The organism is Rhizobium sp. USDA 4016 (genome assembly GCF_056279705.1).
The window spans coordinates 1433222-1454847 of sequence record NZ_JBWCCY010000004.1 but is presented as its reverse complement, the minus strand read 5'-3'; the positions used below and the strand labels follow the sequence as shown (position 1 = coordinate 1454847).

Annotated in this window: 24 protein-coding genes, 1 tRNA gene and 2 pseudogenes; 11 read left to right on the top strand and 16 right to left on the bottom strand. The window is 59.8% G+C overall.

Annotated features, from left to right (window positions below):
• Positions 1 to 86 precede the first annotated feature (86 nt).
• The 3 genes from ACZ9DP_RS22300 to ACZ9DP_RS22290 form a co-directional block, all read right to left on the bottom strand.
• Complete coding sequence (locus ACZ9DP_RS22300) at positions 87 to 638, bottom strand: DUF924 family protein (RefSeq protein WP_476203586.1); 552 nt, start codon at positions 636 to 638, stop codon at positions 87 to 89.
• A gap of 19 nt (positions 639 to 657) precedes the next feature.
• Positions 658 to 1713 (bottom strand): sensor histidine kinase, encoded by a 1056-nt coding sequence (locus ACZ9DP_RS22295; protein WP_476203585.1) that lies wholly within the window; start codon positions 1711 to 1713, stop codon positions 658 to 660.
• A gap of 273 nt (positions 1714 to 1986) precedes the next feature.
• Positions 1987 to 3426, bottom strand: coding sequence for an MFS transporter (locus tag ACZ9DP_RS22290; protein ID WP_476203583.1), 1440 nt, complete (start codon positions 3424 to 3426; stop codon positions 1987 to 1989).
• Positions 3427 to 3675: 249 nt separating this feature from the next.
• Here ACZ9DP_RS22290 and ACZ9DP_RS22285 point away from each other — a divergent pair, with 249 nt between their 5' ends.
• From ACZ9DP_RS22285 to ACZ9DP_RS22270, 4 genes are all read left to right on the top strand, one after another.
• The gene (locus ACZ9DP_RS22285) at positions 3676 to 3936 is read left to right on the top strand and encodes a hypothetical protein (protein WP_074068847.1); all 261 of its coding nucleotides are present in this window, start codon (positions 3676 to 3678) and stop codon (positions 3934 to 3936) included.
• Between the two features lie 109 nt (positions 3937 to 4045).
• Positions 4046 to 5017: a DMT family transporter gene (locus ACZ9DP_RS22280; RefSeq protein WP_239598313.1), complete on the top strand. Its 972-nt coding sequence runs from the start codon at positions 4046 to 4048 to the stop codon at positions 5015 to 5017.
• 122 nt (positions 5018 to 5139) lie between these two features.
• Positions 5140 to 5370: a hypothetical protein gene (locus tag ACZ9DP_RS22275; protein WP_022714918.1), complete on the top strand. Its 231-nt coding sequence runs from the start codon at positions 5140 to 5142 to the stop codon at positions 5368 to 5370.
• 87 nt (positions 5371 to 5457) lie between these two features.
• Complete coding sequence (locus ACZ9DP_RS22270) at positions 5458 to 5694, top strand: hypothetical protein (RefSeq protein WP_039846821.1); 237 nt, start codon at positions 5458 to 5460, stop codon at positions 5692 to 5694.
• Between the two features lie 6 nt (positions 5695 to 5700).
• Here ACZ9DP_RS22270 and ACZ9DP_RS22265 read toward each other — a convergent pair whose 3' ends face one another.
• A complete protein-coding gene (locus ACZ9DP_RS22265; RefSeq protein ID WP_476203582.1) occupies positions 5701 to 5889 on the bottom strand; it encodes a hypothetical protein in 189 nt (62 codons plus the stop codon).
• Positions 5890 to 6146: 257 nt separating this feature from the next.
• Between ACZ9DP_RS22265 and ACZ9DP_RS22260 the strand changes: the two genes are divergently transcribed.
• A complete protein-coding gene (locus tag ACZ9DP_RS22260) occupies positions 6147 to 6551 on the top strand; it encodes a heme-copper oxidase family protein (RefSeq protein ID WP_074068851.1) in 405 nt (134 codons plus the stop codon).
• Between the two features lie 61 nt (positions 6552 to 6612).
• Here ACZ9DP_RS22260 and ACZ9DP_RS22255 read toward each other — a convergent pair whose 3' ends face one another.
• Complete coding sequence (locus ACZ9DP_RS22255) at positions 6613 to 6771, bottom strand: entericidin (protein ID WP_239598311.1); 159 nt, start codon at positions 6769 to 6771, stop codon at positions 6613 to 6615.
• 242 nt (positions 6772 to 7013) lie between these two features.
• Here ACZ9DP_RS22255 and ACZ9DP_RS22250 point away from each other — a divergent pair, with 242 nt between their 5' ends.
• Positions 7014 to 7373 (top strand): SPW repeat protein, encoded by a 360-nt coding sequence (locus ACZ9DP_RS22250; RefSeq protein ID WP_194729949.1) that lies wholly within the window; start codon positions 7014 to 7016, stop codon positions 7371 to 7373.
• Between the two features lie 135 nt (positions 7374 to 7508).
• On the opposite strand, the gene ACZ9DP_RS22245 is transcribed toward ACZ9DP_RS22250, so the two are convergent.
• From ACZ9DP_RS22245 to ACZ9DP_RS22215, 7 genes are all read right to left on the bottom strand, one after another.
• A tRNA-Lys gene (locus tag ACZ9DP_RS22245) sits at positions 7509 to 7584 on the bottom strand.
• A 125-nt stretch (positions 7585 to 7709) separates the two neighbouring features.
• Entirely contained in the window at positions 7710 to 8624 is a 915-nt protein-coding gene (locus tag ACZ9DP_RS22240; RefSeq protein ID WP_476203581.1) for a PhzF family phenazine biosynthesis protein, read from the bottom strand.
• Between the two features lie 64 nt (positions 8625 to 8688).
• Positions 8689 to 9435 (bottom strand): DNA mismatch repair protein MutT, encoded by a 747-nt coding sequence (locus ACZ9DP_RS22235; protein ID WP_074068855.1) that lies wholly within the window; start codon positions 9433 to 9435, stop codon positions 8689 to 8691.
• Positions 9432 to 10544: an endonuclease/exonuclease/phosphatase family protein gene (locus tag ACZ9DP_RS22230; RefSeq protein WP_476203580.1), complete on the bottom strand. Its 1113-nt coding sequence runs from the start codon at positions 10542 to 10544 to the stop codon at positions 9432 to 9434. The genes ACZ9DP_RS22235 and ACZ9DP_RS22230 overlap by 4 nt, the downstream gene beginning before the upstream one ends.
• A gap of 72 nt (positions 10545 to 10616) precedes the next feature.
• On the bottom strand, positions 10617 to 11645 hold the full coding sequence (locus tag ACZ9DP_RS22225) for an ABC transporter ATP-binding protein (RefSeq protein WP_476203579.1): 1029 nt from the start codon (positions 11643 to 11645) through the stop codon (positions 10617 to 10619).
• On the bottom strand, positions 11633 to 13327 hold the full coding sequence (locus tag ACZ9DP_RS22220) for an ABC transporter permease (RefSeq protein ID WP_476203578.1): 1695 nt from the start codon (positions 13325 to 13327) through the stop codon (positions 11633 to 11635). The genes ACZ9DP_RS22225 and ACZ9DP_RS22220 overlap by 13 nt, the downstream gene beginning before the upstream one ends.
• Before the next feature lie 17 nt (positions 13328 to 13344).
• Entirely contained in the window at positions 13345 to 14322 is a 978-nt protein-coding gene (locus ACZ9DP_RS22215; RefSeq protein WP_476203577.1) for an ABC transporter substrate-binding protein, read from the bottom strand.
• Between the two features lie 173 nt (positions 14323 to 14495).
• Between ACZ9DP_RS22215 and ACZ9DP_RS22210 the strand changes: the two genes are divergently transcribed.
• Entirely contained in the window at positions 14496 to 15554 is a 1059-nt protein-coding gene (locus ACZ9DP_RS22210) for an aldo/keto reductase (RefSeq protein WP_476203576.1), read from the top strand.
• A gap of 22 nt (positions 15555 to 15576) precedes the next feature.
• Here the strand turns inward: ACZ9DP_RS22210 and ACZ9DP_RS22205 are convergent, their stop codons facing one another.
• Positions 15577 to 16797: an aminotransferase-like domain-containing protein gene (locus ACZ9DP_RS22205; protein WP_239598259.1), complete on the bottom strand. Its 1221-nt coding sequence runs from the start codon at positions 16795 to 16797 to the stop codon at positions 15577 to 15579.
• 210 nt (positions 16798 to 17007) lie between these two features.
• Here ACZ9DP_RS22205 and ACZ9DP_RS22200 point away from each other — a divergent pair.
• From ACZ9DP_RS22200 to ACZ9DP_RS22190, 3 genes and pseudogenes are all read left to right on the top strand, one after another.
• A pseudogene (locus tag ACZ9DP_RS22200) lies at positions 17008 to 17213 on the top strand (AbrB/MazE/SpoVT family DNA-binding domain-containing protein); the annotation flags it as partial.
• Positions 17214 to 17218: 5 nt separating this feature from the next.
• Positions 17219 to 17407 (top strand): annotated as a pseudogene (locus ACZ9DP_RS22195) (PIN domain-containing protein); the annotation flags it as partial.
• Complete coding sequence (locus tag ACZ9DP_RS22190) at positions 17407 to 17979, top strand: class I SAM-dependent methyltransferase (protein WP_194729978.1); 573 nt, start codon at positions 17407 to 17409, stop codon at positions 17977 to 17979. The pseudogene ACZ9DP_RS22195 and the gene ACZ9DP_RS22190, both read left to right, overlap by 1 nt.
• 55 nt (positions 17980 to 18034) lie before the next feature.
• Here the strand turns inward: ACZ9DP_RS22190 and ilvC are convergent, their stop codons facing one another.
• The 3 genes from ilvC to ACZ9DP_RS22175 form a co-directional block, all read right to left on the bottom strand.
• On the bottom strand, positions 18035 to 19054 hold the full coding sequence (gene ilvC, locus ACZ9DP_RS22185; RefSeq protein WP_022714456.1) for a ketol-acid reductoisomerase: 1020 nt from the start codon (positions 19052 to 19054) through the stop codon (positions 18035 to 18037).
• A 51-nt stretch (positions 19055 to 19105) separates the two neighbouring features.
• Positions 19106 to 19771, bottom strand: coding sequence for a TetR/AcrR family transcriptional regulator (locus ACZ9DP_RS22180; protein WP_194729979.1), 666 nt, complete (start codon positions 19769 to 19771; stop codon positions 19106 to 19108).
• 105 nt (positions 19772 to 19876) lie between these two features.
• A complete protein-coding gene (locus ACZ9DP_RS22175; RefSeq protein WP_476203575.1) occupies positions 19877 to 20785 on the bottom strand; it encodes an AraC family transcriptional regulator in 909 nt (302 codons plus the stop codon).
• 272 nt (positions 20786 to 21057) lie between these two features.
• On the opposite strand from ACZ9DP_RS22175, the gene ACZ9DP_RS22170 reads away from it, so the two are divergent.
• Positions 21058 to 21429, top strand: a complete 372-nt coding sequence (locus ACZ9DP_RS22170; protein ID WP_239599514.1) for a VOC family protein — start codon at positions 21058 to 21060, stop codon at positions 21427 to 21429.
• The last annotated feature ends 197 nt before the right edge of the window (positions 21430 to 21626 follow it).

Below are 21626 nucleotides of genomic sequence, written 5' to 3'. Positions count from 1 at the left end.
TGTCCCCGCAAGGATTCTGTTCATCAGTGAGGCCTGCTTCTTATAGCAAAGAAAGGCGACAGAAAGGCGGAAGTTGTTTTCGCCGCTCAGAAACCGGCGCCGGGCCTGGCAAGATAATCCAGTTCGGCCGTCGTCGAAACTCTTCCGATGATGGCGTTGCGGTGCGGAAACCGGCCGTAGGCAGCGATCACGTCGCGATGGCGAATGGCATAGTCGAGATATTCCGCATCGCCAAGCGCCTGAAACAGCATCACCGACCGCTCCTGCTCCGCCATGTCCTCGGCATGCTCGAAAGGCAGGTAGAAGAATGTCCTGCATTCTTTCTCGACGATCTGATCGGCACCGGCATCGAGCGCCAGTTTCGCCTCGCGAAGCGCCAATCCGTCGGTCGCAAACGCAAGCGGCGTGTTCCGATAGATATTCCGCGGAAACTGATCGAGCACGACGACCGCGGCGAGCCGGTTCTGCGGGCTCGCATGCCAGGCGCCGATCACGCCGCCCGCCAGTGCCAGGTGCGTATCCCGGAAACGGTGCCGAATTTCCTCATCGAGTGAGAGGGTCCTTTCGAACCACTGCTCGCGGCTGCATTCCTCGAACCAGAAGGAATACACCTCCTCCGGCGTGCATATCTTGGCCACCGCTCCCCTCCCTGCGCAGTCAATCGATGGAAAAGACCAGTATGGCCCGGGTGCCGCGGTGGGCCGGGTCATAGGTCAACTCCGATTTGAGGCTTGCTGCCATCGCGGTCAAGATCTTCGTGCCGAGGCCGGTGCCCTTCGCGGGGCTGGAATGGTCGAAGCCGGCGCCATCGTCCTCCACGACGAGACGCAACTGCTCGCCCGCTTGCTCGACGATGACCCTGATCTCGCCTTCAACACCTTCATTATAGGCATATTTGAAAGCGTTGGTGACGAGTTCGCTGACGATGAGGCCAAGCGTGACGACCTTGTCGGTCGGCAGATCCATCGGCTGGGCGGTCAGAACGATTCGGTGCGGCCGCTTGTCGTCGCGAATGGAAGCCTCGAGTTCGCTCAAAAGGTTGTCGACATATTCGTCAAGTTGCACGGTGCCGATCTGGCGGCTGTTGTAGAGGCGCCGGTGGACGCTCGCGATGGCGTTGATGCGCATCTGCGTTTCGTGCAGCGCGTCGATCGCCACCTGGTCCGTCGTCATCGACGACTGCATGCGTATCAGCGCTCCGACAAGGCCGAGGCTGTTTGCGATACGATGATTGACTTCGGCAAGCAGCATTTCGGCGCGGTCCCTCTGCTGTCGGATCACTTCTTGCGCATCAGCCGTCTCGCGCCGGTAGCGCGCACGTTCCAGCCCTTGCTCCAGCGTCGCCGCAAGCAGATCGAAATAATCGGGGGAACTGCCCTTGAGGACATAATCGTCGGCGCCCGCCCTCAACGCCGCAACGGCAATGCCGGTGTCGTCGGAGGCAGTCGCATAGATCACCGGCGGATGATCCGGCAGCGCCATCAATTGCGGCAGGACATCGAGTCCGGTTTCCGTTTGCAGGAGATGGTCGATCACGACAGCATCGATGCCGCCTTCAGCAATCCGCTTCAATCCGGCCGCGCCGTCTCGCGCCCATTCCACCGCGAAACCATGGCGAGCGAGGTTCTCCTTCAGCCGCAGCGCGAGCGTTTCGTCGTCATCGATGTAAAGGATGCGGATTTCGAGATCCGCATCATCAGCCGAGTCACGCATTGGGCCTCCGGACTTTGCCAAGCAGCAACGCAACTGCCCGGCGGCCGGGTCGCCTGCATTCGAATGTCGTATTGTATCGGCCATTGCGCGTAAACAGCGGCAAAGCCTCTGTCCCCCTGCAGACCTTCAATCGAAGGAAGTTCGCATTTGAAATCATGCCGGCAATATGACCCCGCCCGCTGGAGACTCCGCGGGATAAAAAGATACTGCGAACGCAGAAAGATGCGCAAACCCGAAACTAAACGCAGCCGGACTGGAATGGTTCCATCGCCTTCACTTTTCTTGAAAGCGCTTGTGCTTGGACACTTCCGCGCCGGCATCTGCAGGCAAACTGAAAAAGCGTAACGACGACACGATCCCCATCAGGCCGACCGCCAAAAAGGCCCAGCGGAAATCGATAAGCGCAGGCTCCAGTGCCGCGCGAAGCGCGGTTGAGATATTAAGCAGAGCCGCCGCAACAGCGACGCCGAGCAGCATGGCGGCCTGCTGGAGCATGCTTGATAATGTCGAGGCAGAGCTGCGCTGCGCCGGACTGATATCGGCGAAGGCAAGCGTGTTCAGCGCGGTAAATTCCATCGAGCGCGAAAGACCGGCCGCAAACAGGATCGCGTAGATCACCACCAGCGGCGTATCCGGCGTGAAAAAGCCGCACGCAATGATGCATAAAGCCGCAATCAGCCCATTCACGCAAAGGACATTGCGGAATCCGAACTGCGCAAGCAGCGGCGTGGTCACTGCTTTCATGCCGAGATTGCCGAGAAAATAAACCAGCAGGTATGTGCCCGCGGCAATCGAGTTCAAACCGAAACCGAGCTGGAACAACAGCGGCAGCAGGAAGGGCGTGGCGTTGATCGCTACCCGGCAAGCCGTGCCCGCAGAGAGCGTCGAAATCGCAAAGGTCTGGACCTTGAACGCCGAGAGGTCGAGCAGCGGATTTTCCACCTTCAGGAAATGCCGGGTGGCCATGACGGAAAGCACGATGCCGGTTGCAAGCATGGCAAAGACTAGAAGCAGGCTGCCTTCCCGCTTCACGGAGAGCTCGAGCGCGGCAAGCACGAATGTCATTCCGGCACCGCTCAGGATGAAGCCCGGCACATCGAGACAACCCGGGTTCTCTTCGCGCTGCTCCGGCACGAAGCGCAGCACGAGCGCCATGCCGAGAAGGCCGATCGGAATATTGATCAGGAAGTTCCAGTGCCAGCTTGCATAGGTTGTGATGAAGCCGCCGAGCACCGGTCCGATGACCGGAGCCGTCAGCGCCGGCCAGGTGATGAGCGCGATCGCATTCACCAATTCAGACTTCGGCGCACTCTTCAAAACGATGATGCGCCCGACCGGCGTCATCAGCGCACTTCCGGCGCCCTGGATCGCACGTGCGACGATGAATTCCGTAAGACTGCCGGAAAGGCCGCAGAAGAGCGATGCCCCGGTGAAGACGCCAATCGACGCCAGGAATATCCGCCGCGCACCGAAACGGTCGCCAAGCCAGCCGGAAAGTGGGATGAAAGCCGACATGGTCAGCATGTAGACGGTGATGCCGATGCTCATCGAGACCGGCTGCACGCCGAAGCTCGCCGCCATCTGCGGCAGCGAGGTCGCGACGATCGTGCCGTCGAGGATTTGCATGAAGAACGATACGGCGACGACCAGCGCAACGATCTTCGCTGCGCTCGGCGCTTCGTCCGTTTTTTCACTCGTCTGTAGTGTTGTCATCGATATGCCATTGCGCATTGCGGAGGAGAAGTGCGTATCGCCGCTGGGAACCGGGCAGGCAGGAATTTCGGCACCCTGAATACGCTCCTTACGCTGCCGGGAAAAGTCAAAACGGTCCGTGCCCGCTTACAATTTCCGGTTTCCTGCGCGATCCTGTACGCATCAACGGCACAAATTGGCTTCACAAACGTTTGATGATGACCGGGGCGGCAGATTTCGCCGCGCCGGAATTCAACCGAGGATATTTCGATGACGCCGGAAGACCGCCGCGCCGTTTTCAGCCATCGCAAGATTGCAGCCATCGTCAAGGGAATGACACAGGAAGACGGAACTGACCTACCCATCACCGGCAAGTCGCTTGGCGAGGCGATCCTCTTCGTCTCCGAAGAAGCGGCAACCGATGCGTCAGCCGTGCATATCATCTACGGTGAGCACGGTTCGCTAAGCTACACGGATTGCCTGAGCATCTACCGTGAATACGGAGCAGAGCTTCGCAGCGAATTGACGTAGACGGAAAGAGCAGTGCCCATTCGCATGGCAGCTATTCGCAACCGCATCTGCTCCCCGCAAGGTTTTTTTCGTATTCGGGAGACAACCTCCTCAAGTTCGATTCGAGAACATGTCCCCCACCCATTCGCCGCTCCGCGGTGTCCTCGTCGCATTCGCCGCCTATGCAGTCTTCGCTTTTAGCGATGCCTCGATCAAGATCCTTCACGGTGCGATCCCGTCTTACCAGGTGGCCTTCATCGGCTCGATCTTCGGCCTGGTCGTTTTGCCGGTGATCAAAGCGCGGGATGATTCCTGGCTCGATATCGTCCAGACATCGAACCGCATACTGTGGGCGCTTCGCTTCGTCTGCGGAGCGATCGGCGCGATCGCCTCGATCATCGCCTTCACGAAGCTGCCGATGGCGGAGGCCTTCTGTCTCCTCTTCCTGCTGCCCTCCTTCGTGACGATTCTCTCGGTCATCTTTCTTAAGGAGGACGTGCGCTGGCAGCGCTGGACGGCTGTCGTCGTCGGTTTCATCGGCGTGCTGATCGTGTTGCGGCCCGGCTTTCGCGAATTGTCGGCGGGCCATCTGGCGGCCGCAATCGGCGGCTTGAGCGCAGCCATTTCCATCGTCATCCTGCGGGCGATGGGCCCCGCCGAAAAGCGCATTTCGCTCTATGGCGCCGGGCTTCTCGGAACGCTGATCGTCAGCGGCCTTCTGATGCTCTCGGATATTGCCGTTCCGACGCCGCGCGAGTGGCTCTTCATGGCGAGCTATGGCATTCTCGGAGCGATCGGCAACGTGCTTCTGATGACGGCGGCCCGCTTCGCGCCCGCAAACCTCGTCGCCCCGCCTCAGTACAGCCAGATGATCTGGGCAATCGTCTTCGGCTATCTCATCTTTGATGATACCATCGATCTCCCGATGGCCGCCGGCATCGTTTTGATCATCTGCTCGGGCCTGCTCACGCTCGCCCGCGAACGCAAGCGCGGTACGCCGCTTCCGGCCGCCGTCGTCTCGGTGGACAATCAGGCCCCCGTCTCTGCAACGGCGGAGCTTGCTGAGGCCAGCTTCGACGGCGTGGAACATCCTGCCGAATAGGCCCGCAATGGCCATAGTCCGGCCCTCGCTCGCTGCTATTCGAAAGCCGGGACAGTCTTTAGCTCCTTCGGCAACGGAACAATCCGGAGAGGCGCTTGTTCCAGATAAAAGAGGGAGTTTTCATGACTGATGAACCCAAGGAACGCGGTGAGCCCGTCCCGCCGTCGCCCGCCGAGGAAGAAACGCGCCTACTGGCGGAGGAGCGGCGCAGCTGGCTGATCTGGACCTTCGGGATCGCCGGAGCGATCGCCGTTGTCATCATCATCGGCAGCATAGCCATTTCACCCGGTCCTGATCAGGCGACGACCGGCTCTACACGCCCCCCGCCCCAGGTCGAAGCGCCGGCACCTTAAATGGGCTGGTGCCGCTGCATGATAGCATTCTGGCTTTCATGTGCAGCCTTTCAGCTGTATGACGCGATAAAAATGAAAAGGAAGCCGATGGCCGCACGAGACCGTTTTTCGAAAAAGCTGACCTGCCCGCAATGCGGCAATACCGGCTTCGCCGAGGCCTCGGAGGACGACCACCCTTCGCGCAAGAATCCCGCATTTCGTGTCGATCAGCTGCCCAAAGGCTTCTTCGAGCAAAAATCCTCGAATTTCCAGGAAACATACATCATCCGCTGCGAATGCAGCCGCAAGTTTCCATTCCGAGCACTGACGGAAAAGACCGCCTGAACCGGCTCAGGCAAGGCCCAGCGGGATTACCGCAACCTTGCGGCTCGGACCATAATCACGCTCATGCGACGAAGGATAGCGGTCATTACGGCGAGCGCTGAAATCGATGCGGTTCGATTCGAAGATACCGTCGGGATAGGTGCCGGTTTCGTCGGTTTCGACTTCGGATTTGGCGGTAACGATTCTAAAGATCATGGGCTCCTCCAGTTCGCCGCCTTAACGGCCGGCGGCACGCTTCCGTTCCGTCATATCCCCGAGATAGTTAAAAATTAACCATACTTCGCGGACAGAAGACGAAATCAAGGGCCGCCTTTGGCTAAGCAAAGAGCCGCTGCCGCGAAGAGAGCAGTGCGTCTCTCCCTGCAGGGGATGTGGATTTACTTTCACCTTCCGCATTTTCCTACTCGCAAGGAAGTGGTATTCTTTACATGGATAAAACATAGGGGGAACTCATGCCACGCGTAGCAGAACTTTACTTCAAGACCGCAATCGTCTTCTTCATTATCGGGATCGCCATCGGTTTGAACATGGCCATTTCCCACGATCATACCGTTATCGGCGCCCATGCCCACTGTAATCTCTTGGGCTGGGTCAGCATGGCGATTTTCGGAGGGTATCATGCACTGAACCCGAAGAAAGCGGAACGCCGCATCGCTATGATCCAGTATTACATCTACACGGCGGGCCTTACGGTATTGGTCCCGGCGCTCTACATGATGCTGCGGGGGAATGCGGCCATGGAGCCGGTCGTCGCCGTTTCGTCACTGATCATCTTCGCCGGCGCTCTGCTCTTCGCCTTCATCATCTTCTCGCCGAAGGAACCGGCAATTACCCCGTCAGCAGCACCGGTGCGGTAGGATCAAGACTGAGACGCAAAAGCGAGGGGCAGCCCATGCTGCCTCCCGCTTAGCCCAACATCTACCTCTTTTTCGAATCAGCTGACAGCACGCGATGCGACGCGTCGTCCATAGCGCGGCTCGCTTCCTGGCCATCACGCTTTAGGCCCCAGGCCGTATTTCCGCAAGACGAAAGCAGCAGTGCCGCGAGGCAGGCGAAGGCGAGCATGGATTTCGGCATCGATATCCCCTGATAGGAATTGGCAATGCCGTGAACATGTTACACAAAACGGCAAAATCAATGCCGTGGGTCGAACAACTCCGGTCTTCAATCCCAAATCATGAATACGAAGATCGCCATTCGACGCGAAGGCCGCATCGGCGCAGCCACTTGAATGATGAACATCAGAAATTACTTATATTAATAGGCGTGCAGTGCACGCGGGAATGATGCTTAGCTAGGCATCATGCTGGGAGGTTGTTATGGCAAACACACTGATGGAAGGAAGAAGGATACAGGATTGGGTCAACCTGGTCCTGGCGGTATGCTTGTTCATCTCGCCATGGGTTGTCGGCTTTGCGGCTGAAGCCGCGCCGACCTGGAACGCATGGATCGTCGGCATCATTCTCGGCGCCCTGGCGATCACGGCGCTTTCGGCTTTCGCCGAATGGGAGGAATGGGCAAACCTGGTAGTCGGCCTATGGTTGATTGCCTCGCCATGGGCGCTCGGCTTTGCGGCCAGCGCAGCAGCGATGTGGACGGCCGTCATCATGGGAGTGCTCGTCGCTGCGATATCGCTATGGGCAGTCTGGGATGTTCATCATCCGCATGCTCACGCCTAGGCGCGGGTAACAGCAGTCCGACTGGCTGGATAGCATGCATTAAGGCAGTGAGGCGGCGTACAGCAAAACAGCCGCCTCGCGAAACGTTTGTTCGTTCTTACGGTTCGACTGAATGCCCCTGCATAATAGGGAAAATGGTGGGTGATGTAGGGCTCGAACCTACGACCCGCTGATTAAGAGTCAGCTGCTCTACCAACTGAGCTAATCACCCGTTCGCGCTTGGCTGCGCGGTGTGACGGGGCGTATAAACAGGATCGCAGGCCTTGTCCAGCGCCCTGCGGAAAATTCTTTGATTAATTTCGAAGATTTTTCTGCATGGCTGAAATGGGAATGAAATCAAAGGTCGAGCGTACCCGTGGCAAGGCGCACCGCCTGCCCCCCGATCCGGGCATTGGAGATGGTGCCGGCCTCGACATCGACATGCAGGTGGATGAAGGATGGCCGCCCCATCTCCACCCCCTGTTCAATCGTGATCGGATGATGGCCGTCCGGCAGCCGGTCGAAATGGTGGATCGCTCCCGAAAGTGCCGCGACTGCGGAGCCGGTTGCGGGATCCTCGGATATCCCCATGTCGCTTGCAAACATGCGCGCGTGGAACTTCGCCGAATGGTTGACGCCGGCGCGGCAGTAGATATAGGCCGAGGCCAGCGAACCGTCGACGAAGGGCACGGTCTTTTCAAAGAGCTGCGGATCGAATTCCAGCCGTTTTGCAACCCCGACATCGTGGACCGGCACGAGCAGGAAAGGAACACCGGCGCTCCAGATCGAGGGCACGTGATTTTCGAAACCGATCTCCGTCACCTTGAGCGACAGCGCATTGGCGATGCCGAGCTTTTCGAGCGGCATATTGATCTGCTGCGATTTCCGCGGAAGATCGAATTCGGCAAAGCTCACCTCGCCCCGCCGCAGCCGGACCGCGCAGCGCACCGGCCCGACATTTTCCTCCAATACCGAAACGAGATCGAGCGTCATGTCGCGGCCGTGCGCCTCTTCGGCAAGGGCAATCGCCGCGCCGACGGTCGGGTGGCCGGCGAAGGGCAGTTCGCGGCCCGGCGTGAAAATCCTGAGCTTGGCTGTATAGGCTGGATTTGCCGAGGGGCGTACGAAGACTGTCTCGGAGAGATTAATCTCGCGGGCGATCGATTGCATCGCCTCCTCGCTGAGATCGTCGCCGTCGAAGATGACGGCCAGCGGATTTCCCGCGAGTTTGCGGTCGGTGAACACGTCATAGACGCTGTAGCTGCGCGCCACATCGGCCTCCTTAATCGGTCATCGAACCTGCAACCTGCCCGACCGGCGAAACGAGTGCAAGATATTAGCCCTCGTTTGTACTAGCGAAATACCAATCGATGATCGGAAGCATGGCGACGTTATAGGGATAGGCCGAGTGATCAGCAGAACGGATCGCAACCGCTCCGGCAATTTCCTTGTCTTCGGCAACGAGCATATGGGCCGCGATCCGCTCAATCATTTCGTCCGCAGCCAGGCCGAAACGGAACAGCCGGAACACGGTGACCGTGCGGCGGAAATGGCAGGCGTAGTAAGTGGTATCCGGCGTTGCATTGCGAAGTTCCATGCCTGTCTCCTCGAGCACTTCGCGCCGCATATTGCTCTCGACGTCGCAACGGCCGCCGGCGATATCGTCGAGGTCCAGCGAGCCGGCGGCGCAATAGACCTGACCGGCATTTGCCGTATGCGCGCCCATGCGCACGGCGATGATCGCGCCATCTGACGAGACCATGATGCCGAAGGCAAAAAGGTGGATGCCGCCGCGGCGCTCGGCCTGCTTGCGCCACCACAGAAAGGTGGAGAAGGGAATGATGTGGCCCCTGCCCGCAATACCGCCATCGTTCAACGCAAGCTGATGCTGAAACACCATACGACCATCGAAAAGCTCCGGTTTGGCCGATATCTCGCGCTTCCAGTTCTCGCTCGCGAGTGCTGCATTCTGCAGATGATAAGGATGCTCGCCCGCCAGCACGCGAAGGTCGATGGAGGCGACAGGAAAAACAGTCTTCTCCGGCGGCCAGCCGGTAAGATCGTCTGAAAATGCAAGACTCATGTCAAATCCAGTGTCATGACGACGGGGCAATGGTCGGAGGCTTTCGGCCGATCCCAGCCGGTGCGCGGATAGCGCTCGACCTCCTGGCCGGGCGGAAAGATAGTGCGGAAGGGCTGACCGTTGCGGATGATCTCCGGCACCCGGCCGGTGTTCGCTTGCGCAAGCGCCGGCGAGAGCCAGAGATAGTCGAGCTGGCAAAGCCACTGCTCTTCCGGTCCCCGCGCGTGATAGAGCGTCCAGCGGTCGAGCGGATCGCGGCGGCGCGCGACATTCTCGGCAAAACCGTCATGGCTGAACACGTCGAGCGCGCTTTCGGTTTCGTCCGTGTGTTCGAAACGGTATCCGCTGCGACGCACGCCGATGACGTTGACGCGCTCCTGGTAGTCGTTCATGTCGCCGCAGATCACGAAATTCTTCCTGGCGGTATGTCCGGCGCCGAAACGGCTCTCGACAATCCGGCGCACGGCCAGCGCCTCCGCCCGGCGGACAGGCATCGTTGCGTGCCGGCTGCTGACGCCGTTGGTGCGCGGCCCATCCATCGACTTGAAATGCACGACATAGAGCGTCAGCGGCACACCGCCGATCGAGAGATCAAGTTCCAGGCAGTCGCGCTTGAAGATCTTGTCGTCGATGCGATTGGTGAGCGCCAATTGATCGTTGAACAGATCGAGCTCGCGATAGGTGAGCATCGCGTGGCTCTTGATCTCCTTCAGTTCGATCTTCTGGCCGTCGTGCGTTTCCTCGCGTACGAGGACCGCGACATCGATGCCGCGGCTGTCATTACCCTTGACGAGATACTTCTGCCGGTAGCCGGTTCCCACCATCCGGAAAAGATAACCGTACTCGAAGGCCTGCAGTGCCCCCATGCTATCAATTTCCTGCAGGCAGAGAATGTCCGCATCGGCATCGGCGATCGCAAGCGCCGTCATCTGACGTGTATCGTCGGTCGAGGCGACGACCCGCGCTTGCTCGAGCTGCTGGTAGACGCCTTCGCTCTGTATCTCAAAAAGCTTGATGACGCGGTCCTGGCGCAGTTGGTTGCGAAAACCGGTAAAATCGAAACGCGTCATCAGGTTTTCGACGTTGAACGTGGCAATGCGAAGCGACATCGAACATTTCCGGTTGGCGTTATGTCATTTGTAGAGACGAAAGAGGCATTCGGGAAGGCAGCGAGACGGAAATCAGAGCCGCCATGCCGAACGGATCGCAATCTTCAGCGCATCGCCCGCCTGCACCGTCGTGCGGCTGAAGGCACGCAGCATCTGGCCGTCCGCCAGGGCGAGTTTCAGCGCATAGCGCTCGCCTTCATAGAGAACCGATTCCACCGTGGCCGGAATGCCCCCGCCGCCGAGCAGGACGTCTTCCGGACGCACGAGCATATCGATCTGCGGCCCCTCGCTCGGTTGATCTAGAATGATGGCCTGCAGCGCATTCCAATCGAAATTTCGCTTATCACCGCCAGGGGACCGCGTAGTCAGGATCGCCCCTCGCCCGATCAATCCGCCCACCATCCGGCCTTCCGGGCGTGCATAAATCTCGGCAGGCGGCGCGACCTGCAGCAGGTGGCCCTCCGACATCACCGCAACGTCCGTTGCAAGCGCCATGGCCTCACTCTGGTCATGCGTCACATAGATCATGGTGGCGCCGGAGCGCAAATGAAACTCGCGGAAACTCTCTTCCATCTCCTGCTTCAGGTGCCGGTCGAGATTGGCGAGCGGCTCGTCGAGCAGAACCACATCTGGCGATGTCACCAGGCAGCGCGCCAGCGCCACGCGCTGGCGCTGGCCGCCGGAGAGGTCGGCCGGACGCCGCTCGGCGTATTCCGCAAGCCGCACGGTCGAAAGGGCGTCTCGCACCTTCCGGCGATAGGCTTCGCCCACAATGCCGCGCACCTTTAGAGGATAACCGACATTATCGGCGACATTCATATGCGGCCAGAGCGCGTAGGACTGGAAGACCATCGCCATGTTGCGCCGTTCGGGCGGCAGGGATTGCGACGCGTCCGCAAGCAGCCGCTCGCCGAGATGGATCGAGCCGTCGGTCGGCGTCTCGAAACCTGCAATCATTCGCAGCACCGTCGTCTTGCCGCAGCCGGAGGGACCGAGCAGCGCCAGGAATCCACCCTCGCGCACGTCGAGTGAAAGCGCGCTCACCGCTGGTTTTCCAGTGCCGAAATCCTTACCGACATGATTGAGGATCAGCTTCGCCATGGCACCACTCCCTTGGGCAGCCGCTTTGCCAGCAATTCCAGAAGCAGCATCATGACGATGACCATCAGGACGATAAGCACGGAAAGCGCAGACGCCAGATCCGAACTGCCGCTGTCATCGAGATTGTAGATCGCCACGCCAAGCGTCTGGGTGCCCGCAGACCAAAGCAGCGCCGAAATCGTCAGTTCGTTGCAGGCAATTAGAAAGACGAGGATGACCGAGGCGCCAGCCGCAGGCGCAATCAGCGGCACGATGATATCCCTCAGCCGGCGGAAGAAGCCTGCGCCGGAAAGCCGCGCTGCCTCCTCCAGCGCCGGATCGAGCTGATGGAACGCGCTGACGACCGGCTTCAGGCTGACGGCAAAGAAGCTGGAGAGGTAGGCGATCAGGATGATCCAGATCGTGCCGTAGAACGTGATGTTGAGAACCGGCAGCGGCGCGGCGAAGACGAGGATGAAACAAACGGCAATGACGATGCCCGGCAGCGAATAGGGTATCTCAATCAGACTTGAGACGGCGCGCGAAATCGCATCTCTGCGCCGCGTCAACGCATAGGCCGACAGGACAGTCACCAGCAGGAGACACACGGCCGTTCCGGCCGCAAGAGAAAGCGAATTGACGAAGGCCGTCCGCGTCACTGCCTGGCGAAAGAGGATTTCATGAAAAGCGTTGAAGGACATGGTCTTGAAGCTCAGTGGCACGCCATAGGCCGGCACCAGCGCGCCGGCGAGCAGCGCGAAGAACGGTGCGGCCAGCATGAAGAACAAGATGACCCAAAGCAGCGGCGCGAACAGATATTTCCAGCCACCGAGATCGAAGGTGGCAGTCGCACCCGAAAGGCCAAGCACGCGATAGTCTCGGCCGCGCAAGGCCCGATCCTGGATCGCAAGCCCGGCGAGGGAGATAATCGCGATGATGGCCGACAGCAGCGCGACTTCGCCGAATGTGCGGCTGGTGAAGGCCGAGAATTTCGAGAAGATCAGCGTCGGTAAGGTGTAGATCGAGGCAGGAATGCCGAGGATCGCCGGGATGCCGAAATTGCCGGTGCAGGAGACAAACGAGATCGCCGCACCCGCGATGACACCGGGCAGCGACAGTGGCAGGATGATATCGCGAAAGACACGAAAGCTGGATGCGCCGGAAAGCCGCGCGGCCTCGACGCCGTCGCGCGGCAATGCCATCAGCCCGGCCCTCAGAGCCAGGTAGACGAGCGGCGCGTGCTGCACGCCATAGAGCAGCGCAATACCGCCGACCGAATAAAGCGGCTGCGGGGAGCCGAGCGGCGGCGCGATATGCAGCGCTTTGAGAAGCGGGCTCGACGGGCCGGACATCTGCACCCAGGCGAGAGCCGTCACCTGCGGCGGGATCATCATCGGCAGCACGAAGAGGAAGCTCAACAGCCCCTTCCCGCGAATATCCGTCAGTGTCAGCAGAAATGCGAAGGCGCAGCCGATGACGAGTGAAATCACCGTGCCAAGGATGGCGGTGACGATCGTGTAATAGGTGGCCGACCAGAGTGCGGGATCGGCAAGCACGGCAGACACGCCGCCATTTGCCAACGCGGCGATGCCTGCAACGGCAAGCCGCGCCAGCGGCAGCACGCTGAGGATCAGAACCACCAGAATGATGAGAGGAAACAACCAGGCCGGCTGGCTGCTTCCTGCACGAACATATCCCTGCATCGGGTATCCGGTGGTGATCAGTTCGATCCGTAGATGCCCGAGAAGGTCTTCAGATCCTGATCGGTATTCTTCAACGCTTCGCCAGCCTTGATCGGCAGCACCTTGATGCTGTCGCGTGCAGGGAAGCCTTCCGGCAGCTTCATACCGTTGCGGGCCGGAATATAGCCGAGCTTCAGGAAGCCTTCCTGACCCTTTTCGGAAAGCACGTAGTCGACGAATTTTTTCGCCGCTTCGGCGTTCTTGGTGCTTGCTAGAATGCCGACCGGCTCGGTCACGGCCGAAACACCCTCTTGCGGGAAGACGAACTCGACGGGTGCACCCTTTGCCTTCTCGCGGATCGGCATATAGTCGACGACCATGCCATAGGCCTTTTCGCCCGAGGCGACCGACTTCAAGACAGCGCCGTTGCCGCCGGCAGCTATGGCACCGTTTGCGGCAAGCGCCTTGTAGTAGTCCCAGCCGAGGCCATCGACTGCAGCCAGCGTCTGGGCGTGGATGAGCGCGGCACCCGAGGTCAGCGGGCTCGGCATGGCAACGAGGCCCTTGGCTTCGGGCTTCGTCAGATCCTTCCAGCTCGCCGGCTTCATCGAGGCCGAGGTATTGTACATGATGCCGGTGGTGATCAGCTTCGTTGAATAGTAGTGGCCGTCAGCATCGTAGAGAGCGGCGTCGTAGCTTGCGGCTTCCGGCGACTTGTAGGCGAGCAGCTTGCCGGCCTCCTTGAGGCGCTCCAGCGTCACCGTATCGGCGATCAGCAGCACGTCGGCAACCGGGTTGCCGGCTTCGATCTCGGCCTGCAACTTCGCCATGATCTTCGGCGTGCCGTCACGCACCCAGTCAACCTTGACGTCCGGATTTTCGGCCATGAAGCCATCGACCGTCGCCTGCGCGTCCTCGTTTGGCTGGCTGGTATAAAGCACGAGATTGGCAGCCTCAGCCGAAACGGAAACGAGACCGGCAGCCAGCAATGCGGCAAAGATGGAAAGCTTCTTCATGGCAATTCCCTCATGATGAACATGACGGTTCCATAGAGAGGCCGAATAACATGATTGTGACAGTCGGCCATGGGCCTCCGCGAATACTGGCGCGAGCTGCACTTGACCACGACGGTACCCCGCTATTTTCTAACCCGCGTTTCTTTTTTGATTTTGAATTTGGGAGATGAGCAATGGAATATCGTCTACTTGGCCGCTCGGGCCTCAAGATTTCGACCGTGACGATGGGCACGATGACCTTCGGCGGCAAGGGCTGGGCGAAGATGGTCGGCGATCTCGGCGTTTCCGAAGCCCGCCGCCTTGTCGATCTGTGCCTCGATGCGGGCGTCAACCTGATCGACACCGCCGATGTCTATTCGGCCGGCGTCTCGGAGGAGATTCTTGGCGAAGTCCTCGGCGGCAAGCGCAAGAACGGCGTGCTGATCGCGACTAAGGCGCGCTTCCCGATGGGCGACGGCCCGAACGATGCGGGCTCATCGCGCCAGCACCTGATCGCGGCCTGCGAGGCAAGCCTCAAGCGCCTGAAGACCGATGTCATCGATCTCTATCAGCTTCACGAATGGGACGGCCAGACGCCGCTCGAAGAAACCATGGAGGCCCTCGATACGCTCGTGCACCAGGGCAAGGTCCGCTATGTCGGCTGCTCGAACTTTTCAGGCTGGCACATCATGAAGGCGCTCGGCATTAGCGAAAGGGACAAGCGCCAGCGCTTCGTCAGTGAGCAGATCCACTATACGCTCGAAGCCCGCGACGCCGAATACGAGCTGCTGCCCGTCAGCATCGATCAGGGGCTCGGGGTTCTCGTCTGGAGCCCGCTGGCGGGTGGTCTCCTCTCCGGCAAGCATCGCCGCAATCAGGCCGCTCCGGAAGGTACCCGTCAGTTTTCCGGATGGACCGAACCACCGATCCGCGACGAAAACCGCCTCTGGAATATCGTCGAGACGCTGGTGGCCATCGCCGAGAGCCGCGGTGTATCGGCCGCGCAGGTGGCGCTTGCCTGGCTGATCGGCCGCAAGGCCGTGACTTCCGTCATCATCGGCGGGCGCACCGAAGCGCAGTTCAAGGACAACCTCGCCGCTGCCGAACTGAAGCTGACCGAGGAGGAGCGCAGGCGCCTCGACGACGTCAGCCTGCCGCCGGTGATCTATCCCTATTGGCACCAGCTCAATACGGCGAGCGACCGTCTGAGTGAGGCGGACATGGAATTGTTCGCCCCGCACCTGAAGAAATAGGCTTCTAAGGGATCGGCGGCGCTCAGCCGCCGATTTCCTTTGCGATCAGCTTGCCGAGGCGGCCGATGCCTTCCTCGATCATGACGTCGTTGGCGCAGGAGAAACTGACGCGGATCGTGTTTTCGCCCGAGCCGTCGGCAAAGAAGGCCCTGCCGGGAACGAAGGCGACCTTTGCGGTCTCGATCGATTTTGCAAGCAGCGCCGCACCGTCCATGCCCTTCGGCAGCGTGATCCAGATGAACATGCCGCCTTCCGGCTTCGTCCAGGTGATACCGGCTGGCATATGCTTGGCAAGTGCGGCCAGCATCGCGTCGCGGCGGTGGCTGTAGGCCGCCTTGATCTTTGCGACCTGCGCATCGAAGCCGCGCTCGGCGACCTGGGTGATCGCCATCTGGTTGATCGTCGAGGAATGCAGGTCAGCGGCCTGCTTCATCAGCACCAGCTTGCGGATAACCGGCGCGTTGGCGACGACGAAACCGACGCGAAGACCGGGCGCCAGCGTCTTCGAGAAGCTACCGCAATAGATCGTGCGCGTGTTGTCGATATGCCCCTTCTTGGCGATCTCCAGCGCCAGAATCGGCGGGATCGGCTCGCCGTCATAACGCAGCGACTGATAGGCGGCATCTTCGATAACGGCGATATCGAGTTCTTCCGCAAGTTCGAGTACCTTTTCACGGCCCGCGCGATCGACGGTCTCGCCGGTCGGGTTCGAGAAGTCCGCCGAGAGATAGGCGAACTTCACCTTGCCGCCGTTCTGGGCGGCGGTGGCGCGGTAGGAATCCGGCGTCCGGTTGCCGTTCGGCGTCAACTGATCGTAAGACGGCTCGTATGCATTGAAGGCCTGCAACGCGCCGAGATAGGTCGGCCAGGTGACGAGCGCCGTATCCTTCGGCGACAGGAAGAGCTTGCCAAGATAATCGAGGCCCTGCTGCGAACCCGAAACGATGAAGACATTGTCGAGCTCACAGGGGATATCGAGCGCCGCCATCTGCTTCACCAGCCATTCGCGCAGCGGCTTGTAACCTTCGCTCACCGAATACTGCAGCGCCGAGCTCACTGCCGCACTATTGAAAATATCGGCATAGGCCGCCTGGAATTCCTTGTCGGGAAACAGCGCCGGATCCGGAATGCCGCCGGCAAACGAAATGATGTCCGGCTGATCGAGAAGCTTCAGCAGCTCGCGGATTTCCGATGCACGCATGCGCGACGATCGCGTCGCAAACATATTCTCCCAATTCAACATGGGCATTTCCTCATATTTTCTATAGCCGCCACCAGACCATGCAGCGGCATTTATGTCAATAATGCTGACCTATTTTCTTGTCCTGGCAAGTTTCAGGTCTTGTATTCGAAAGCTGCAAGCACAGGAATAGCGAGACAAAGGAAATTGAGCGGATCTTGACTGCCCATGCTGTATTCTTGCCTTATGGATATCGATAAAGCAGAGGTAAGAATGGCAACTGCGACCTTATCTGCGAAATTTCAGATTTCCATTCCGAAGGAAGTCCGGACCAACAACATTGGTCGGCCGGACGGGAATTCGTCTTTCTCCCGAAAGGAAAAGGCGTATTGCTGATGCCTGTGCCGGGATTGAACGATCTCCGCGGCCTTGCGCAAGGCGCAAACCCAGAGAATTACCGCGACAGAAACGACCGCTTTGACCCGCCACATGCATCGTCGTACCGCTCGATACAATGCTCGCCCGGCGGGCGTCAGAGGTCTCGGCCTCTCACAAGCTGGCCATGGCCGACGCTATCGTCTATGCGACGGCAGAGCTTCACGATACCGATATTTTAACGCTGGACGCTCACTTCAAAGATTTGGAGCGTACCGTTGATTTCGAGAAACCTTGATGACGCCCTCATTCTATGACGAAAATGCCGAAGTCTATGCCTTGCGGAACCGCAAGCTGCCGACGGCGCGGCTCGACGCGTTTCTCTCCGCCCTACCTTCCGGCGCCTGCATCCTCGAACTCGGTTGCGGCGGTGGACAGGATAGTGCCTATATGCTCTCCAAAGGCTTCGACGTGATGGCGACGGATGGCTCGGTGGAACTGGCCAAGCAAGCTGAAAAACTGATCGGCAAGCCCGTCAAGGTGATGCGCTTCGAGGAGTTGGAAGCCAAAGACGAATTCGACGGCGTCTGGGCCGAGGCCAGCCTGCTGCATGTGCCGCGAAAGGACTTGCCCGCTGTGCTAGCCCGTATCCGCCAGGCGCTGAAGGATGGCGGCGCGCTCCATGCAAGCTTCAAGGCGGGGACGGCAGAGGGACACGATAGCTTCGGCCGGTATTACAACTACCTTTCCGCGGCCTGTCTGTTTGAATTGCTGATGGCCGGCGGCTGGCGGAACATCACCATCGATGAAGTCGATGGTAGCGGCTACGACAACAAGCCGACGCGCTGGCTTCACCTGCGAGCACAATAATGAAAGGGCCGGAGCTTCCGCCCCGGCCCTTCCAATTCCAGCAGTCAAGACGCGCCTAGTTCACGCTCTTGTCGACCAGCTTGTTCTTGCCGATCCACGGCATCATGCCGCGGAGCTTCGCGCCGACTTCTTCGATCTGGTGCGAGTCGTTGACGCGGCGGATGCCCTTGAAGCGCGAGCCGCCAGCGCGGTATTCCTGCATCCATTCCGACGTGAACTTGCCGGTCTGGATGTCTTTCAGGACGCGCTTCATTTCGGCCTTGGTTTCTTCGGTGATGATGCGCGGGCCGGTGACATATTCGCCCCACTCGGCCGTGTTCGAGATCGAGTAGTTCATGTTGGCGATGCCGCCTTCATAGATCAGGTCGACGATCAGCTTCACTTCGTGCAGGCACTCGAAATACGCCATTTCCGGAGCGTAGCCGGCTTCGACCAGCGTTTCGAAACCAGCGCGGATGAGCTCGACGAGACCGCCGCATAGAACGACCTGTTCGCCGAAGAGGTCGGTTTCGCATTCTTCGCGGAAATTGGTCTCGATGATGCCCGAACGGCCGCCGCCGACGCCGCAGGCGTAGGAGAGAGCGAGTTCAAGCGCATTGCCGGACGCGTTCTGGTGAACGGCAACGAGGCAGGGAACGCCGCCGCCCTTCTGGTATTCGCCGCGAACCGTGTGGCCCGGGCCCTTCGGCGCGATCATGACGACGTCAACGGAAGCCTTCGGCTCGATGAGGCCGAAGTGGACGTTGAGGCCGTGTGCGAAAGCGATCGCGGCGCCGTCGCGGATGTTGGCAGCGATTTCCGACTTGTAGATGTCGGCCTGCAGCTCGTCAGGCGTCGCCATCATCATCAGGTCGGCCCACTTGGCGGCTTCTGCAACCGTCATGACCTTAAAGCCGTCGGCTTCGGCCTTCTTGACGGTCGGCGAACCAGCCTTGAGCGCGATGACGACGTTGCCGGCGCCGCTGTCCTTCAGGTTCAGCGCGTGGGCGCGGCCCTGCGAACCGTAGCCGATGACGGCGACCTTCTTGGACTTGATGAGGTTGAGATCGGCATCACGATCGTAATAGACGCGCATTCGAAGTTCCTTCCCTTTTGCTTGTCGTGTTGATTGGTAAAACAGCGGAACTCAGCTCAGCGCCGGCATTTCCGCCAAAACCTTCTCCGTGCCGTAGAGCCGGAGGAAAGCAGTCACCGCCCTCTCCGCCTGCCGCGCGGTATCCTTGAGACCTGGCTCGCCGAGCAGCATGCGCACATGCAGGTCAGAGACGATCAGGCCGTAAAGCGTGTGATAGGCCTCGTCGGCATCATAAAAGCGCAGCAGCCCTGCCCGCTTCCCCGCATCGATCAGCGCCATGGCGCGGCGGTCGATCTGGCGGCGGCCGCGCTCCAGAAGCAGCTTGCCGAGCTTCGAGCCGTCGCGATGCGACTGGCCGATCGCCAGCCTGTTTAGCGCCAGCGAAACATCGCCGGCCAGAACCTCCAGCAGGTCGCGCGCGAAGAGGACGACATGGTCATGCAGACTCGTCGCCGTCAGCCGTTCGCCGTTGCGCTCGAACGTGCGCACCTTGCTGGCCTGATAGGCAATCATCGCCGACAGCAGGCCATCGCGGTCGCCGAACCATTTGTAGAGGCTTTCCTTGGAGCAGTTGGCAGCGCGTGCGACGCCCGACGTCGTCAGCGCCTTCTCCCCGCCATCGACAAGGAGCTGCAGCGCCTGCTCCAGAACGGCGTTCTGACGCGGCGAAAATTCGCTGGGCTCCAAGGTTTCGACAGACACGATATGCGCTCCCAAGATACGTACCGTACGGTACGGTTCGTGGATGCTTATCGCGCAGTCGCCCTCACCCGTCAAGAGGGGAACGAGAGGCGAAGCAAAAATTTTCTGCAGCCGGCCGCTTTATTCGGCAGCGGTCGCCAAGCGCTCTGCGTCGACGTCGCGCGCAGGCGAGATGCCGTAGAGACGGCTGTATTCCCGGCTGAACTGCGACGGGCTTTGATATCCGACGCGATGCCCGGCCATTCCGGCATCCAGCCGCTCGACCAGCATCAAGCGACGCGCCTCGTGCAGGCGGAGCTGCTTCTGGAACTGCACCGGCGTCAGCGCGGTGACAGATTTGAAATGATGATGGAACGACGAGACGCTCATGCCAACAAGCTCGGCGAGCGCTTCAATCCTTAAAGGTCTTGCATAATTTTCCCTGAGCCATCCCACGGCGCGGGCAATCCTGTTGCTCTGGCTTTCTGCGAGCGCAATGTTCAAGAGGTGCGGGCCGACGGGCCCGGTCAGCACGCGATAGAGGATTTCCTGCTCGATCAGCGGTGCCATGGCAGCGATATCATTTGGACGGTCAAGCAGGCGCACCAGCCGCACGGCCGCCTCCAGCAGTTCCGGCGGCGCGGCGTTGACCGCCATGCCCCGCAGCCCCTCGGTATGCGCCGCTGGACGGGGGATATCGACGCGGCGCAGAAGCGCAGCAATCCTTTCGGCATCGATCGCCATTGCAAAGCATAGATGGGGCGCCTCCGGGCTTGCCTCCGTCACGCGCCAAGCGACCGGAAGGTCAAGTGACGTCAGAAGATAGTCGCCGGTGCCGTAGTTCAGCGTTTCCGACCCGAGCCTGACGCTCTTTGCGCCCTGCAGCACCATAGCGACGCACGGGCGGTAGGCCGAGTGAAAGGGTCCCGCCGGCTTTGAACGGCGGCTCAGGAAGAGGTTGCCGATGGCCGTCGCGAACTCGCCCTCCCCGGACGTATGGCGCGCCGCGATAGACGCGATTTCCTGATAAGGGTTGAAGGGCAATGTCATGGGATAACTCGTTCTGAGATGGTGCAGGTCCACCTTATCTAAGCTTCACGGCAGCATCCTACAAACCCGAAGTCGCATTATCAGGTCTCGGGAAGCAAGGGAGTGGCCGCCATTGCGGAAATGGACCGCTGAGGACAGCTCGGCGTCAGGATCGGCCGTTGCGGCATTCGCGAAACCTCCTATTCTGCCAAGTTGCAAAAGCCTCATGCGGAACTCGCGCGCTTTGGTCAGTATCTTGCGGCAATGAATTTGAGCCTGTCGAGAGGAAAATGATGCGTTTTATCAATCCTATTCCTTTCGTTCGCGACATCAATCGCTCGAAGGAATTCTACAACCAGCTGCTCGGCCTGAAAATTATAGAGGACGCCGGAAATTTCGTCCTTTTCGAGTCCGGCTTTGCAATCCATGAGGGACGATCGCTTGAACAAACGGTCTGGCGCCAGACGCGTGACGGAGCCGAATCCTATGGGCGAAGAAACTTGCTTTTGTATTTCGAACATGGCGATGTCGATGCCGCCTTTGAAAAGATCGCGCCGCATGTGGAGTTGATCCACCCCGTAGAAAAACAAGCGTGGGGACAGAGGGTCTTCCGTTTTTACGATCCGGATGGGCACGCAATAGAAATTGGCGAACCACAGAGCTGAAGAGGAACATTTGACTTCGAATTGTCCGGATTATCCTGACAGGTCAGGTGAACTCTGACTGCGAAGGCAGCCTTCGAATTGGACACGCTAGTCGCTGAATACGGCCGCATTTTCAGCTGTGAAGAGTGCATTGCGGCGAGGCAACAACACTCAGGCCGGTTCAAGAAGCGGTTGAGGGGAAGAGCACCAACTCCAAT

What these genes read in the sequence shown, in the direction of transcription:
- ACZ9DP_RS22295 (WP_476203585.1), bottom strand. Translation starts at nt 1,713, where the DNA reads ATGCGTGACTCGGCTGATGATGCGGATCTCGAAATCCGCATCCTTTAC.
- ACZ9DP_RS22290 (WP_476203583.1), bottom strand. Translation starts at nt 3,426, where the DNA reads ATGACAACACTACAGACGAGTGAAAAAACGGACGAAGCGCCGAGCGCA.
- ACZ9DP_RS22285 (WP_074068847.1), top strand. Translation starts at nt 3,676, where the DNA reads ATGACGCCGGAAGACCGCCGCGCCGTTTTCAGCCATCGCAAGATTGCA.
- ACZ9DP_RS22280 (WP_239598313.1), top strand. Translation starts at nt 4,046, where the DNA reads ATGTCCCCCACCCATTCGCCGCTCCGCGGTGTCCTCGTCGCATTCGCC.
- ACZ9DP_RS22275 (WP_022714918.1), top strand. Translation starts at nt 5,140, where the DNA reads ATGACTGATGAACCCAAGGAACGCGGTGAGCCCGTCCCGCCGTCGCCC.
- ACZ9DP_RS22270 (WP_039846821.1), top strand. Translation starts at nt 5,458, where the DNA reads ATGGCCGCACGAGACCGTTTTTCGAAAAAGCTGACCTGCCCGCAATGC.
- ACZ9DP_RS22265 (WP_476203582.1), bottom strand. Translation starts at nt 5,889, where the DNA reads ATGATCTTTAGAATCGTTACCGCCAAATCCGAAGTCGAAACCGACGAA.
- ACZ9DP_RS22260 (WP_074068851.1), top strand. Translation starts at nt 6,147, where the DNA reads ATGCCACGCGTAGCAGAACTTTACTTCAAGACCGCAATCGTCTTCTTC.
- ACZ9DP_RS22255 (WP_239598311.1), bottom strand. Translation starts at nt 6,771, where the DNA reads ATGCCGAAATCCATGCTCGCCTTCGCCTGCCTCGCGGCACTGCTGCTT.
- ACZ9DP_RS22250 (WP_194729949.1), top strand. Translation starts at nt 7,014, where the DNA reads ATGGCAAACACACTGATGGAAGGAAGAAGGATACAGGATTGGGTCAAC.
- ACZ9DP_RS22235 (WP_074068855.1), bottom strand. Translation starts at nt 9,435, where the DNA reads ATGAGTCTTGCATTTTCAGACGATCTTACCGGCTGGCCGCCGGAGAAG.
- ACZ9DP_RS22230 (WP_476203580.1), bottom strand. Translation starts at nt 10,544, where the DNA reads ATGTCGCTTCGCATTGCCACGTTCAACGTCGAAAACCTGATGACGCGT.
- ACZ9DP_RS22225 (WP_476203579.1), bottom strand. Translation starts at nt 11,645, where the DNA reads ATGGCGAAGCTGATCCTCAATCATGTCGGTAAGGATTTCGGCACTGGA.
- ACZ9DP_RS22220 (WP_476203578.1), bottom strand. Translation starts at nt 13,327, where the DNA reads ATGCAGGGATATGTTCGTGCAGGAAGCAGCCAGCCGGCCTGGTTGTTT.
- ACZ9DP_RS22215 (WP_476203577.1), bottom strand. Translation starts at nt 14,322, where the DNA reads ATGAAGAAGCTTTCCATCTTTGCCGCATTGCTGGCTGCCGGTCTCGTT.
- ACZ9DP_RS22210 (WP_476203576.1), top strand. Translation starts at nt 14,496, where the DNA reads ATGGAATATCGTCTACTTGGCCGCTCGGGCCTCAAGATTTCGACCGTG.
- ACZ9DP_RS22205 (WP_239598259.1), bottom strand. Translation starts at nt 16,797, where the DNA reads ATGTTGAATTGGGAGAATATGTTTGCGACGCGATCGTCGCGCATGCGT.
- ACZ9DP_RS22190 (WP_194729978.1), top strand. Translation starts at nt 17,407, where the DNA reads ATGACGCCCTCATTCTATGACGAAAATGCCGAAGTCTATGCCTTGCGG.
- ilvC (WP_022714456.1), bottom strand. Translation starts at nt 19,054, where the DNA reads ATGCGCGTCTATTACGATCGTGATGCCGATCTCAACCTCATCAAGTCC.
- ACZ9DP_RS22175 (WP_476203575.1), bottom strand. Translation starts at nt 20,785, where the DNA reads ATGACATTGCCCTTCAACCCTTATCAGGAAATCGCGTCTATCGCGGCG.
- ACZ9DP_RS22170 (WP_239599514.1), top strand. Translation starts at nt 21,058, where the DNA reads ATGCGTTTTATCAATCCTATTCCTTTCGTTCGCGACATCAATCGCTCG.